Annotated in this window: 11 protein-coding genes and 1 pseudogene; 3 read left to right on the top strand and 9 right to left on the bottom strand. The window is 40.0% G+C overall.

The window, feature by feature from the left end:
- Window positions 1-124 precede the first annotated feature (124 nt).
- The 5 genes and pseudogenes from V7K55_RS13725 to V7K55_RS13705 form a co-directional block, all read right to left on the bottom strand.
- Window positions 125-823 carry a glutathione binding-like protein gene (locus tag V7K55_RS13725; RefSeq protein WP_334832095.1) on the bottom strand — a complete coding sequence of 233 codons (699 nt, stop codon included), beginning with the start codon at window positions 821-823 and terminating at the stop codon, window positions 125-127.
- 40 nt (window positions 824-863) lie between these two features.
- Window positions 864-1,640 (bottom strand): class I SAM-dependent methyltransferase, encoded by a 777-nt coding sequence (locus tag V7K55_RS13720; RefSeq protein WP_334832093.1) that lies wholly within the window; start codon window positions 1,638-1,640, stop codon window positions 864-866.
- Between the two features lie 34 nt (window positions 1,641-1,674).
- Window positions 1,675-1,947, bottom strand: a complete 273-nt coding sequence (locus V7K55_RS13715; RefSeq protein WP_334832091.1) for a hypothetical protein — start codon at window positions 1,945-1,947, stop codon at window positions 1,675-1,677.
- A gap of 86 nt (window positions 1,948-2,033) precedes the next feature.
- Window positions 2,034-2,285 carry a hypothetical protein gene (locus V7K55_RS27530; RefSeq protein ID WP_442949088.1) on the bottom strand — a complete coding sequence of 84 codons (252 nt, stop codon included), beginning with the start codon at window positions 2,283-2,285 and terminating at the stop codon, window positions 2,034-2,036.
- Window positions 2,285-2,440 (bottom strand): annotated as a pseudogene (locus V7K55_RS13705) (DUF2281 domain-containing protein); the annotation flags it as partial. The pseudogene V7K55_RS13705 and the gene V7K55_RS27530, both read right to left, overlap by 1 nt.
- Window positions 2,441-2,480: 40 nt before the next feature.
- On the opposite strand from V7K55_RS13705, the gene V7K55_RS13700 reads away from it, so the two are divergent.
- Window positions 2,481-7,838, top strand: coding sequence for a trifunctional serine/threonine-protein kinase/ATP-binding protein/sensor histidine kinase (locus V7K55_RS13700; RefSeq protein ID WP_334832089.1), 5,358 nt, complete (start codon window positions 2,481-2,483; stop codon window positions 7,836-7,838).
- Window positions 7,839-7,882: 44 nt separating this feature from the next.
- Here the strand turns inward: V7K55_RS13700 and V7K55_RS13695 are convergent, their stop codons facing one another.
- Window positions 7,883-8,890 (bottom strand): NAD-dependent epimerase/dehydratase family protein, encoded by a 1,008-nt coding sequence (locus V7K55_RS13695; RefSeq protein WP_334832087.1) that lies wholly within the window; start codon window positions 8,888-8,890, stop codon window positions 7,883-7,885.
- A 435-nt stretch (window positions 8,891-9,325) separates the two neighbouring features.
- A complete protein-coding gene (locus tag V7K55_RS13690) occupies window positions 9,326-10,360 on the bottom strand; it encodes a methyltransferase (RefSeq protein WP_334832085.1) in 1,035 nt (344 codons plus the stop codon).
- A 773-nt stretch (window positions 10,361-11,133) separates the two neighbouring features.
- Between V7K55_RS13690 and V7K55_RS13685 the strand changes: the two genes are divergently transcribed.
- Together V7K55_RS13685 and V7K55_RS13680 are read left to right on the top strand one after the other, a co-directional pair.
- Window positions 11,134-11,499: a Lin0512 family protein gene (locus tag V7K55_RS13685; protein ID WP_334771255.1), complete on the top strand. Its 366-nt coding sequence runs from the start codon at window positions 11,134-11,136 to the stop codon at window positions 11,497-11,499.
- A 106-nt stretch (window positions 11,500-11,605) separates the two neighbouring features.
- On the top strand, window positions 11,606-12,757 hold the full coding sequence (locus V7K55_RS13680) for an endo-1,4-beta-xylanase (RefSeq protein WP_334832083.1): 1,152 nt from the start codon (window positions 11,606-11,608) through the stop codon (window positions 12,755-12,757).
- Between the two features lie 214 nt (window positions 12,758-12,971).
- Here V7K55_RS13680 and fghA read toward each other — a convergent pair whose 3' ends face one another.
- Complete coding sequence (fghA, locus tag V7K55_RS13675) at window positions 12,972-13,829, bottom strand: S-formylglutathione hydrolase (protein ID WP_334832081.1); 858 nt, start codon at window positions 13,827-13,829, stop codon at window positions 12,972-12,974.
- Window positions 13,830-13,893: 64 nt separating this feature from the next.
- The gene (locus V7K55_RS13670) at window positions 13,894-14,685 is read right to left on the bottom strand and encodes an ion transporter (RefSeq protein WP_334832079.1); all 792 of its coding nucleotides are present in this window, start codon (window positions 14,683-14,685) and stop codon (window positions 13,894-13,896) included.
- Between the last annotated feature and the right edge of the window lies 1 nt (window position 14,686).

Here is a 14,686-nt window from a genome sequence, read left to right as displayed (position 1 = left end):
ATAGCAACCACATTAACAATTCAAAATTCAAAAATAAAACAAACAGTATCCAATTTTGGAAAAATGCGATCGCTAAGAATACACATCAAGCCTCCTACCATACCCATAAGACAATTCAAAAGGCTCAAGGTTGAATAGTTTTCGCCGACTGGTTAAATAACAAATCTCGTAACTTATCTGGATCGAGGGCTTGAGTTTTGAATGCTTCGGCTTTCTCGTAGGCGCGAATTGTTGCTGGACGGGTTTTAATTGTCTCAAACCACCGCTTGAGGTGAGGAAAATCCTCTAGATTCTGACTTTGGATCTCATGGGCCACAATCCAGGGATAAGCAGCAATATCGGCGATGGAATAATCGCCAGCCACAAATTCTTTATCCGCTAGTTGCTTATTCAGTACTGCATATAAGCGTCCCGTTTCATTCACATAACGCTTAATGGCATATTCAATTTTTTCGGGAGCATAGACACTAAAGTGATGATTTTGTCCCGCCATTGGCCCCAGCCCGCCCATTTGCCAGAACAACCATTCTAAAACTTGAGTGCGTTGGCGTAAATCTTGCGGGATTAATTTCCCGGTTTTTTCTGCTAAATATAGCAAGATTGCCCCAGACTCAAATACTGAAATCGGCGCACCTCCATCTACCGGTTCGCGATCAACGATCGCAGGCATCCGATTATTAGGAGAAATCTTGAGAAATTCGGGCTTAAATTGATCTCCAGCGCCAATATTCACAGGAATTATGGTATGTTGCAAGCCGACTTCTTCCAAAAAAATCGTGATTTTATGACCGTTTGGGGTTGCCCAATAATAAAGATCGATCATGGCTATTTTTCCTAAAATTGTGTGATTGTTTTGTACGTAATTACGAATTAGATTCTGGTGCTTTGGCGATCGCTGCCCAAACTCTATGGTGAACCTGAAGGATTGGTGTAGGATATTTTGATTCAAGTAATTTTGCCAATTCTTGGTCAAATACTTCTACTTTTTCTGGTGTCAAGCTGGCTCCCACGCCAGCACTAGCCCGAATTCGTCCCCGCCAAGCCTCGTGTGTATAAGATACAAATACATCGTAAGAAAATGTGCGGATATCTCGGAATCCAACTTCGCCAATGTCTTGTAACCACAGGGGATGCAAGCCATTGCCGCCAGCCAGATTCCACGCGGGATTATGAGCCTGAATCAGTTGTTCTGTCGCTTTAACTACATTACCTTTTAAGGGTATCCAATCAAAATGTGCGATCGCAAGTGAGCCATTTTTTCTCAATATCCGAGTAATTTCTTGGACAGCACGCGGACGATCGAACCAATGCCAACATTGTCCAGCAGTGACTACATCGGCACTTACGTCTGGTAACTCGGTATTCTCGGCAGTTGCGACTCGATAATCTACTTTGATTTGGGCAGATTCGCTTAACTGTCTGGCTTGTTCTAAAAGTGATGCTGATGGATCTATGCCAATTACATAAGCACCTCTATCAGCAAAGCCCCGTGCTAGTGTTCCTGTTCCCGTACCAAGGTCAACAATATTCTGCCCTGGTAAACCTATACCATATTCAGACAGTCTGTTAAATAATGAACTGGGAAAACCAGCGCGGTGTTTTGCATAATCAACAGCAGTTGCACCAAAATCAATTTTCATACCTGCAAAACCATCGTTGTAACAATTGTCTAGGCTAGAAGTTCTCTACCCAAGGACGTAGTTCTACTTCATAAGTCCAAGCACTACGGGGCTGGCGTAGAATACTGAGATAAGTTTGAGCGAATCTCCTTTGGAGACACTGCGCGAACGCATCTGGGTCAAGAGTACTATCAGGATTATCTAATGGATCTTGGCGAACTGCTGAACGAATTGCCCCATCAATTACAAAATGCGCGACATGGATGTTCTTTGGTGTTAATTCTCTAGCAATACTCTGAGCCAAACCACGCAGTACAAATTTACCCATTGCAAAAGGAGTAGACAGAGGATAACCTTACAGCACTTACCAAAGTTATGAGGTACACTAATTGATCGAATTACCGTTTGCCTGTGCTAATAGCATTCCAAGTATCTGTACCTCATAGCAGCAGGAAGTGCTGTAATACTCGCTGAGGCTCCAGTAAAAAATATAGCACCACCACCAAGCTGTAAAAACCTTTTAGAACAAGTAATCATATATGTAAGTTCTCCCTGCACAATTACGCAAGTAGCAATGTTTAATTCTCCAACCTCAGCTATACGACGAATAACGTTTGGTTCGCCGAGGATGATAAAGCTACAGTGGTTTGTATCTAGTAGGTACATTACTCAAAAGGATTTAAGTCATAATCGAATTTGGCTTTACCACGAGTGGCGTAAACCGACTGAAGACACTCTTGAAAGTCATCGCCTTCCCAGGTTCCGCCGTGTCTGACGATGGAACGTCCATAAGCTGGTTGATACGCTAATTGAGGGCTATCATGGGAATACTAAATCCAGAAATCGTCAGGATTTAGCAGCATGGTTAGCAATCTAATTAGTATTCCCGGATATTACATAACTGAAGAACTCTACAATGGTTCCAGAACCCTTGTTTATCGAGGGTATCAAGAAACCGACTCCTTAAGAGTAGTCATCAAGCTGCTGAAAAATCCTTATCCCAGCTTTAGCGAACTCGTACAATTTCGCAATCAATATACCATTGCCAAAAATCTCAACTTAAGAGGAATCATCCACACCTATAGCCTAGAACCTTACCAAAATGGTTATATATTGGTGATGGAAGACTTTGGGGGAATTTCCCTCAAGGATTATTTTGCCAATAATAATAATGTCGCGTCTCTAGATGAATTTTTACAAATAGCCATATCTCTATGTGACATCTTAGATATTCTTTACCGTCAGAGAATTATTCATAAAGATATTAAACCCAGCAATATTTTAATTAACCCGGAAACCAAACAAGTAAAGCTAATTGACTTTAGTATTGCCTCTTTGTTACCGCGAGAAATCCAAACGCTCATCAGCCCTAATGCATTAGAAGGTACACTTGCTTATATTTCTCCAGAACAAACAGGAAGGATGAATCGGGGAATTGATTACCGGACTGACTTTTATTCTTTGGGTGTAACTTTTTACGAATTGCTCACAGGAAAGTTGCCCTTTGAGTCAAATGAGCCGATGGAATTAGTGCATTGTCATATTGCGAAACAAGTACCAGTATTAGTTGACAGTAAAGAAATTCCCCAAGTTATTTCTGATATCGTCATCAAATTGATGGCAAAAAATGCCGAAGATAGATATCAAAGTGCTTTAGGTTTAAAGCATGATTTAGAAAAATGTTTGTATCACATCAAAGAAACTGGTAAAGTTGAAAACTTTGAGATTGGTAAGCGGGATATTTGTGACAGCTTTATTATCCCTGATAAACTTTATGGACGAGAAACCGAAGTAGAAAACCTGTTCCAAGCATTCGAGCGCATCAGTACGGGGACAACCGAAATGATGTTGGTAGCTGGTTTTTCGGGTATTGGCAAAACAGCAGTTGTTAACGAAGTTCATAAACCCATTGTTAGACAACGTGGTTATTTTATCAAAGGAAAATTTGACCAATTTAATAGAAATATTCCCTTTTCTGCATTTGTGCAAGCATTCCGGGATTTAATGGGGCAATTGTTAACAGAAAATGATGCCAAAATCCAACAATGGAAAACCAAAATTTTAGAGGCTGTAGGTGAGAGCGGACAGGTAATTGTTGAAGTTATTCCCGAATTAGAAATAATGATTGGTACTCAAGCACCAGCAAAGGAATTATCAGGAACTGCGGCACAAAATAGATTTAATTTATTATTCCAGAAATTCACCCAAGTCTTGACTAGTAAAGAACATCCATTAGTGATGTTTTTAGATGATTTGCAATGGGCTGATTGGGCATCGCTGAAATTAATTCAGTTATTAATGGCTGATACAGCATATCTTTTCTTAATTGGCGCATACCGTGATAACGAAGTCAATCCAACCCATCCGTTAATGTTGACTTTGAGTGAAATTCAAAAAACGGCAGCAACTATCAATACTATTACTTTAGCTCCATTGAATCAAGGTAAGGTGAATGAATTAGTTGCTGAGACACTTAAGTGTACAGAAACTTTGGCATTACCTCTTTCTCAATTGGTAGATCATAAAACTCAAGGTAATCCTTTTTTTGCTACACAACTTCTCAAAGCATTGCATCAAGATGGACTAATTAAATTTAACTTTGATTTAGGCTGTTGGCAATGTGATATTGCAGGAGTGATTCAGCGAGTATTCACTTCGGATGTGGTTGAATTTATGGCATTGCAGTTACAAAAACTGCCAAAGTCAACACAAGAAGTTTTAAAGTTAGCTGCTTGTATTGGCAATCAATTTGATTTACAAACATTGGCGATTGTTTGCGAATTATCTGAGGTAGAAACGGCTACTGATTTATGGGCTGCTTTGCAGTCAGATTTTATTTTACCCCAAAGTGAGGTTTATAAGTTTTATCAAGATAGTTATGAATACAGTCAAATTAGCGATCGCCAGACAGCTAAGTATAAATTCTTGCACGATCGCGTCCAACAAGCTACTTGTTCTTTGATTCCTCAAGATCAGAAGCAATCTACTCATTATCGTATTGGCAACTTACTCCTAGAGAATCTCTCAGAGGTAGATAAGGAAAATCAGCTTTTTGAAATTGTTCATCACCTGAACATCGGCAGTTCATTAATTGTTAGCCTCTCGAAACGTGAAGAACTTGCCCAGTTAAACTTGGCGGCAGGAAATAAAGCCAGAATTTCTACTGCTTATGAAGCTGCTTCTAACTACTTTGTTGCTGGTATTGATTTATTGGCAACAGACCATTGGGAAAAGCAGTATCAGCTATCCCTAAAATTGTTTCTAGAAAGAGCAGAAGTTGAAACCCTTACAGGTCATTTTGAGTTGGCATCTAGTTTAATCGAAACAGTTCTCGATCAAACGGATATTTTACTCGATAAATGTGCAGCTTATGAGCTAAAAATGCGAATAAATACTGCCTCTGGACAACCCAAAACCTCTATTGAGACTGCTTTGGTGGCTCTGAACTTATTAGGCATTCCATTGGAATCCGAACCTCCTAGCAGCGTTGATTTTGAGCAACTACTAAACCTCCCAGAGATGAGTCATCCCGAAAAGCTCAAAGCAATGGAAATTCTCATGTCGGTTATTGGTGCTGCGTATGTTGCCCAGCCCGGACTCATGTTGCCTGTAACCCTAACCATGCTCAAATTATGCACTCAGCATGGCAATTCACCAATTGCTGCGTTCACCTATGCTTTTTATGGTGTCTTACTCTGTGGGTTTATGGGCGATATTGAATTGGGTTATCAATTTGGTCAACTTTCGCTCAAAATTCTTGAAAAATACGATGCTCGTTTCTTGAAAAGCAAGGTATATGCTCTCTTTTATTCGATGATATGTCCCTGGAAAGAACCTCTTTCTGCAACGATTGATGGCTTGCTAGAGTCCATTCAAAGCGGTTTAGACACAGGGGATATAGAATATGCTATGTACAGCTTAAAAGATTACTGCCATTATTATTTTCTAACAGGTGCATTTCTTGATGATGCTAATGCAAGATACGAAAAATATCTGGCATTAAGCCGCAAGATTGAGTATATACATGACGATCTTGCGATCTGGCAGCAGATAGGAATCAACCTGAAAAATTCCCACATTGGAGATGTACAGATTACCCTTGAAAATCTCAATGAGGCAGATACTTTCCATAGCTTGAAAAAGAAGCAATATAATATACCTTTGTTTAGTGCTTACTTTGCTAAGTGCCAACTAAATTACTTCAAGGGTGACTATGCAAAAGCCATTGAAAATGCAAATAAGGCTAGGACTTACCTTGACTTTGTTGTTGGCAAAATCTATCCTACGGTGCATAATTTCTATCAGTCGCTGGCACTATTGGGGCTTGCCCAAACATTAGAACCAGAGGAACGCTCAGAATATCTCGATCTAGTCAGGAAAAATCAAAGTCAATTACAAACCTGGGCTAATCATGCCCCAATGAATATCCTCCACAAATTTCATCTAGTCAAAGCTGAAATTTGTCGAGTTTTGGGAGAGAAAAGCGAAGCCATCGAATACTACGATCGCGCGATCGCCCTCGCCAAGGAAAACGGCTATATCCAAGAAGAAGCCTTAGCCAATGAACTTGCGGCTAAATTTTACCTAGATTGGGGTAAAGAGAAAGTCGCCACCAGCTATATGCAGGAAGCTTACTACTGCTACGCTCGCTGGGGTGCAAAAGCCAAAATTACCCATTTAGAACAACAATATCCCCAACTCCTCGCGGGGATTCTCCCACCCTCTTCCCTTCCCATCACCCATGAGGGAACCATCGCCCCAACCTTGATGAGAAGTTTCACTAACGTCTATAGCAGCCCAAATTTATGGTTAGATGTTCCGGCGGTAATCAAAGCAGCACAAGTTATCTCACAAGAAATTGAGTTAGAAAAACTGTTAGCAACCTTGATACAGATGGCGATCACTTCAGCGGGAGCGCAAATCGGTCGTTTAATTCTCCGCCAAGACGAACAATGGTTAGTAGTTGCTCAAGCCAATTCAGAGCAAACACACAGGTTAGAAATCCTCCTCGAAGAATGTCAGGAAATTCCCCAAAGTGTTATTTATGCGGTAGCGCGGACACAAAAGACGACTGTGTTTGAAAACTTGAGCGATTCAGCCCAATTTGCAGGCGATCGCTATATTACCACCCACCAACCCAAATCCGTGTTATGTACTCCCATTAGCCAGCAAGGAAAATTAATTGGCATCCTGTACTTAGAAAATAATCTCACCACAGGAGCATTTACGAGCGATCGCCTGCAAGTCATTCAACTCCTCACCGCCCAAGCAGCTATTTCCTTGGAAAATGCCAAGTTGTATTGCCAATTAGAGGAATATTCCCATAGTTTGGAGCAAAAAGTCTCCGAACGCACCCAAGAGCTAACACAAAAAGCAACGCAGCTAGAATCAACTTTACAGGAACTGCAACACACTCAAGCCCAACTAATTCAAGCGGAAAAAATGTCCGGTTTGGGACAATTAGTTGCTGGTATTGCCCACGAAATTAATAATCCGATTAATTTCATCTATGCCAACATCAAACCAGCGAGTGAATACGTTACATCCTTAATTGAATTAAATCATTTATACCAGAAAAACTACCCGCAACCAATACCAGAAATTGAAGAAAAAATTGCTGATGTGGAACTAGATTTTTTGGTGAATGATTTACAAAAACTGTTTAAATCGATGCAAGTAGGAGCAGACCGCATCTGCGAAATTGTTTTATCACTGCGTAATTTTTCCCGTTTAGATGAAGCCAAAATCAAATCAGTAGATATTCACGAAGGTATTGATAGCACGCTATTAATTTTACAGCATCGGCTCAAAAGTATTAGCAGACAAACAGAAATTTCACTCATTAAAGAATACAGTCAAATACCTTTAGTTAATTGTTATCCATCCGCTTTAAATCAGGTATTCATGAATATTCTCAGTAATGCCATTGATGCCCTAAAAGAATTAGAGGTAAATCACCAACCAACTATTACAATTCGTACTCAAATACAAGAACAAAAATATGTTTCAATCCAGATTATCGACAACGGAATGGGGATGAGCGAATCAGTACAAAATAAGATATTTGAACCATTCTTTACTACGAAGCCAGTAGGCAGTGGCACAGGTTTAGGATTGTCAATTAGCTATTCGATTGTAGTAGAACAACATCGAGGTCAGTTAAACTGTATTTCGGCTCCAGGCAAGGGTACAGAATTTGTCATTCAAATACCAATGTAAATTGATTCGCATATCTGGGAATAGGGGTAAAGTACCCTGGCTATCTAATTGTGTTCCGCCTTCAGTTGATCCCCGTACTCATTTCTAATCATTAGCAACCCATCTATTAAGGAAATTTTTGGTTCCCATCCTAGTAGCTGTTTCATCTTGTTATTACTAGCGCACTGATTGACAATCTCTAAATATTTTACTCCTTCTTCAACCTCAATATATTTCTCACTTGGGTTGAAGATACTAATGATACTCTCTAGGACATCTCTTACCCTATATTCTTGGCCACTGCTAATATTAAAGATTTCACCAATAATATTTGGCTTCTGCTCTAATAAGGCTTTAGCTACCACAATAATACCTTCAACAACATCAGAGATATGAATAAAATCTCGCGTATATTCCTGACCGCCCTTTGTCAAACGTAATTCAGGAGTAAGACCATTTTGTAATCTTTTTATAGTCCGTGGTACTAGACGTGAACTGTTTTTATCTAGACCCCCGTAGATGTTAGCAAAACGCACGATTGATAATGGTATTTGATAAGTCAGATAATATGATTGCGATATCAAATCTGCACAGATTTTAGAGGTTTCATATATGTTTTTTGCCACCAAAGGTTCATCTTCAAGATAGGGTTTTATTTGGGTTGCATCCCGTCCATAGACCTTATCTGTTGTACTTAGAATCATAGAACAGGAGTAAGTACTTTTTCGTATGGCTTCTAATAGAATAGAGACTGCACGTATATTGTATTCACAAGTTTGAAAAGGGTTCTCAAAACACCATCCTTCAACTGCAACACCTGCCAGATGGATTACCAGATCAATCTGGCTTGTTAAAATTTTCTGAACCACCTCGTTATCAGGAATCTCTAAAGAGCTAGTAATAAACTCATCATACCAATGATGATTAGGAGCTTTTACATCCGTTGCTATCAAATAAATATGAGGATAATCTGCTTTGATTTTTTTACATAATTCTGAACCTACGTATCCACTAGCTCCAGTTACGAGCCACACTTTATTGCTTAAGATGTCTTTGATATGATCTGAAAACATATAAAACCCAATATTTTTTCTGATGTAGATTTTGTTTGCTTATGCAGCATTTAGATTGAGAAGTAAAAGCCTAATCAGCTTTTTCCTAACTCCAGAAACAATGGGCGAACCGGGAGTGAACCGTCTCGGCTATCAGTGAATGGCGAGTGATGAAGGCATTTTGGTAAAGTACTTTGCCATCGGACTAACGGGTGAGCGTTAGTTTGCACCAAAAGACTCGCAAAGCTTTTTGGGTGTCTTTCAAGGGAATCAGATTGATGTAGCGATAGCGGTAAATCTATGAACGAATGCTTACTTCTGCCATTGGCTGATTTCTAAGGTCTTGCTCCTAGCCGCACGAGGTAGTCCAAGCAGTCAACATGCTACAGCAGGCTCTATGCCTAAAAGCTCTTCGGAGCAAAACAGCGGTTGTTTGAAAATTGATGTCGCCTTTATCTAGGGTTTTCTACCACTGACGAGAGAATAGTAACCGGAGGTTGGAGTGACCAATATATTTTCAAATCCACATTCTGTCAGCAGTTGATGAAGCTCATCAGCTGTGAATTGCTTGCCCTCAGCCATCCAAACCATGCACATCGAAAATGAAGTTGCAACTAGATGACTATCTTTAGTGTCTGACAGCAATATTTCATGAAGGTAGATATGACCTCCTTTCGGCAATGCTTCAAAGCTACTACGTGCCAAGTGGAGACATTTTTCTCGCCCCCAGTCATGAAAGATATTACTGAATAAAATTGCATCGTAACCTTCAGGAAAGGGGTCTTTAAAGAAATCTGCTTCTAAAGTATCTATTTGTTCTTGGAGTCTAGCAGAAGAAATGTATTCTTCTGCTATCCTACAGACTACTGGCAGTTCTAAGACAGTGCAACGTATTTCTGGATAATGTTGAGCCAAGGCAAAACTAAAAGCACCAGAGCCACCACCCACATCAAGAAGACGTTTGACATCTGCAAAGTCTCCTGTTTTAGCAGCACATAAGGCGGGAGAGATTGTCTGGCTGTGCATGTGTCTGGTAAAGGCTTTGGCTTGTTCTGGGTCTATCTCGTGAGCTTCCCAAATATCTTGATCTTTGTAGATGGTAGACTTATCTTTTTGTAATGCCTCTAGCAGAGATGAGTGAGATAGTGGATTAGTTCGCATTAAATGCAATATTCCACCCCAGTAGTAAGGGCTATTGGGAAGGAGGAAATTTCGCGACACATCAGTGATGTAAAACGTTCCTGAATGCTGAACGAGATAACCGAGTGATGTCAGGACTCCTAAGAGTGCTTCAGTGGAACGGTTTCCTAAACAAAGGCTTTTCGCTACTTCAGCAGCCGTTGCAGGAGACTTTTCTAGTAGAGGAAATAGCCCCAGTTCATCTGCAACAGTAAGCGTAGGAAAATGGAAAATGGACATCCATGTATCCCATAGTAATCTGTCATCACAAGTTGCTGAAGGGAAATTTACTTGTTGAATATATGGTGACATACGCAGCAGACTAAATTGGCGGGCTACATCAATAATGATCGGTTGTTGAAGAGAAAGGCTAAGGGAAGTGGACAGAAAAAATCATCCCATAGAGACTATCTGCCGAGATAACGGCAAAATGGGACACGTTATCAAGTTATGTTACGCAGATGTTTGAAAATCCCTGATTTTACGTTGTTTCAATATCAGATTGAGCGTGTCCTCTCTTGCGAAAACATCTCCTAAAACCGAATGTATTCTGACTCCTTCTTGAATTAATTTTTATTTTTCAGAGATTAATTAAATTAATAACCTAAAATTTTTAAAAAAGGATCAGTAATTATCTATTTATATAAGTACCAAAATCTTGGAAACGGGGTTTGAGTAGCAGGCGAATCTAAAACCAGGATAAACTTGAAAGCCTTATTATATAAGGATTATATCCAGAACTAAGGTCACTACTCAACGAGAAAATGAGGATTTCAGCTTCTAAACATGCTTGTATTACTCATGTAATATCTCTTAACCCGGTTTTCTGTGCGAATGGTACTCATACCCCAATGAACTAATAATCGCTTTAGGTTGGCTGATTACCAAAGGTAAATAAAGTAAATTTCTCGGAGAAACTATGGAAATAAAAGACATGACGACAGAACAGTTACTTCGGCGTAACACACCTCAAATAAAAGATTGGAGATTTTTATTTAATGGAGTACTTGATTCATCCGAGAATTACTGTATTGCATCCAAATATAAAGATAAAGTGAAAGATACAAGATTTACTAAAGGTAGCAATGGCACGTAAACGCTTGATTATCGAGATGGGGATGGGAATAGATCAACACGGACAAGAACCAACTGTAGCAGCATCTAGGGCAGTAAGGAATGCGATCGCTCACAATGCCTTACCTGGTGTTTGGGAGGTTGCAGGTTTAAGTCATCCCAATGAAATGATTATAGAGGTTCAGGTAGCAGTGCCATACCCAGAACAAGTTAGGGAAGAAGAAGTACTAGCTGTACTACCATTTGGGCGAAAAACCCTCACCGTAGAATCTGGGGGGATGATAGTTCAAGGGCGGGCGATTCCCGAACTCAATGATAAAAATGACGAAATGTTGATTGCGATCGCAGCTGTTACAGTTTTAATCGAAGATGACTAGTTAAGGTAAAAAAATAGAACAGTGGGAATCATCACCAAATCTCAAAAAGTCTCAGAACTGATTATGTAATATAATAATTCGTGTGTTTCTTAATTAAGTAAAATTTATGCCTTATCGGAGAAAATTTTTAACAAGAGCAGGATACACAACCCTTTCTGCCTTGTTGACTATGGGCTTTTTACAAAAGGATAAGCAGAAAGAAGACCAGAGTAAAAATTATCTTGCAGGAACTTATACAAATGTAGATTCTCCGCTTCGGCAAGTAGCTGCTGCTAAAGGTAAGCGTTATGGCGCAGCAGTTGATGCTGAATTTTTGCTGAAAGATAAAGATTACGCTAACCTAATTGCTCGTGAGTGTTCAATTGTGACACCGAATGGTGAATTAAAATGGAACGCCACTGAACCACAGCCAGGAAAATTTACCTTTGAATCAGCAGATGCGATCGCTAATTTCTGCCAGAAGAATAATATAGCATTACATGGACATACCCTTTTCTGGCACATGGGAAGACCAGACTGGCTTCCTTATCCCCCAACTCTTGAGATGATCGAACGCCATGTTAAAGGAGTCATGGGGCATTATCGCAATAGCCCCGTTTTAAAGTCCTGGGATATTGCCAATGAAATTATCGCTGATAATGAAAATAATACTGATAACGCTACCTACGGTTTGCGTAAAGGGGTAAAACCAGAATTAATTCGAGACTTGTTTAAAATTGCCGCTTCAGTTGATAACACCAAGAAATTTTACCTAAACGATTTTGGCATCGAAGGCGCTACATGGAAATCAAGCCGTTTCTTAAAAATGGTTGAGTATCTAAAGAATAGTGGCGTTAAAATTGACGGCGCAGGTATCCAGTCGCATCTATGGTTTTCTACCGCTTATGGTTTTGATGCCAAAGGATTTAGTTCTGTCTTAAAACGGCTTAACGATTTGGGAGTTAAACCAATGATTACAGAATTAGATATTATCATTGATACCCCACTGCCTGATAGTATCCAAAAGCTAGACCAGATGGTAGCCGACAGTTACAAGCGATATCTTGACCTGTGCTTTGCCGCTAAAGTTGATACTGTAATTACATGGGGAATTACCGACCGTCATACCTGGATACGTCATCCCGACTGGATGCCAAAGAAAACCTATAGGGACAATCCAAGTCTCTGGAAATTTCTGCGTCCACTTCCCTTCGATGAGAACCTAAAACCTAAGATTGCCCGCAATGCTATAGCCCAGGCTTTTCAGCAAGCACCTTAAGACTCCACTCATATCATGTCCGTTTAAGGACTTATCATGAAGACCGCAGGGAGCAGGGGGAAAGAGGGTTTTCCGATTTTTGCACAGATGTGGGAATCATAACTAATTAACCGGACATGATATCACTAATAAATCGTCAGATGGAAGCTATCAGTTGAGCGAAATCAGCTTTACTGACAAAAAAGCAATTGGAAAGCTGAAGCTAGGAGGGTGTTTATTTAGTCACTGTAACTCCGAAAGCGATCGCATGGTGGCGGATATGATCTTCAATAAAACTGGCGATAAAATAAAAACTGTGGTCATAGCCTTCTTGGTAACGCAAATTTAGGGGTTGCTTAACATCTGCACAAGCTTGTTCAAAAACTTCTGGCATTAATTGTTCAGCCAAAACTCCATCGGCAGTTCCTTGATCGATGAGAATTAGACTATGATATCCCACTTGCTTCACCAATTCACTGGCATCATAAGCACGCCAACTTTCTTGATTGCTGCCAAGATAACCACTGAAAGCTTTTTGACCCCAAGGACAACCCATAGGTGCAGTGATAGGTGCAAAAGCTGATACTGATTTATAGAGTTCTGGGTTTCTCATCGCACAGACTAGCGCCCCGTGTCCCCCCATTGAATGACCGAAAATTCCTTGTTTATCGGGTTGGGTTGGGAAGTTTGCGGTAATTAAAGCAGGTAATTCCTGGACGATATAACTATACATTTGGTAATTTTTACGCCACGGTTCCTCTGTAGCATCAACATAAAAGCCCGCACCTGTGCCAAAGTCCCAATCATCATCCTCACCTGCAATGCCACTATTCCGGGGGCTAGTATCTGGTACAACCAGCATCAAACCGTACTCCGCTGCGTAGCGTTGCGCTCCCGCCTTAACCATAAAATTTTCTTCCGTGCAAGTTAAACCAGAGAGAAAATAGAGAATTGGCACAGGTTTTTGAGTTGCTTGTGGTGGTTGATAGACAGCAAAGCGCATTTCACCGTTACAGCTTGAGGAGGGATGACTGTAAAAGCCGAGTTTGCCACCAAAGCTTTTATATTCTGAAATGAGATTGAGGTTAGGCATTGGTTATATTCTCTTTTCTGAGCAGTTGCCAAAGAAAGATTATCTTACCGTGAAATTTAATTTTTCAATCAACCCTCCGACTTGGTAACTTAGTTCCGCACCTTTTACAAAACCCCGCATCTACATCATGGAAAGCCAAACCACAATTTGAGCAAACGGTTTCTACCTGATTAGCAGTTTTCACCACTCTCTTAATTAAATCCCCCACTTGCCAAGGAATCAGCGCAATTCCGGTAAAAATCATCAATACTGTTAGCAAGCGCCCTAATTCAGAAATGGGAATAACATCGCCAAATCCTACAGTTGTCATCGTGACAACAGAGAAATAGAATGCATCCAAAAATGTACCGTAATTTTGAGGATTGACTGGATGCTCTACTTGATAAATTAAACCAGAATAAATAAAAACAATTGCAAATAATGTAAATAATATTCGCGCAAAAATCATTCCATCTTCGGTACTGATACTGGCGAATAAAAATTTTCTATCTATAAATCTAATTAATCGTAAAATCCGAAACCATCGCAGTAGGCGGATAAAGCTAATATCCACCATTCCTAGAAAGAATGGTAAAATCGCCATTAAGTCAATAATCGAATAAAAGCTAAAAATATACTGAACTTTATTTTCTGCACTCCACAGACGGAGTGAATATTCCACCGCGAATATGATGACGATCGCAGTATCAACAAGATTCAATTGGAACCGCACATAATCAGGGATATTATAAGTTTCCGCCACAAAAATCCCTGATGATAGTAACACCAAAGCGGCAAGCGTTAAATTAATCGCTTTACCTATTGGTGTTTCTAGGTCTGTTAAGTAGAATTCTGTTTCTTGTCTGCTCAGTAACATA

This window comes from Nostoc sp. (assembly GCF_036919895.1).
Classification (GTDB): Bacteria; Cyanobacteriota; Cyanobacteriia; order Cyanobacteriales; family Nostocaceae; genus Nostoc.
Note: the sequence above shows the minus strand (reverse complement) of the source record. Positions and strands in the feature narration are given on the sequence as shown.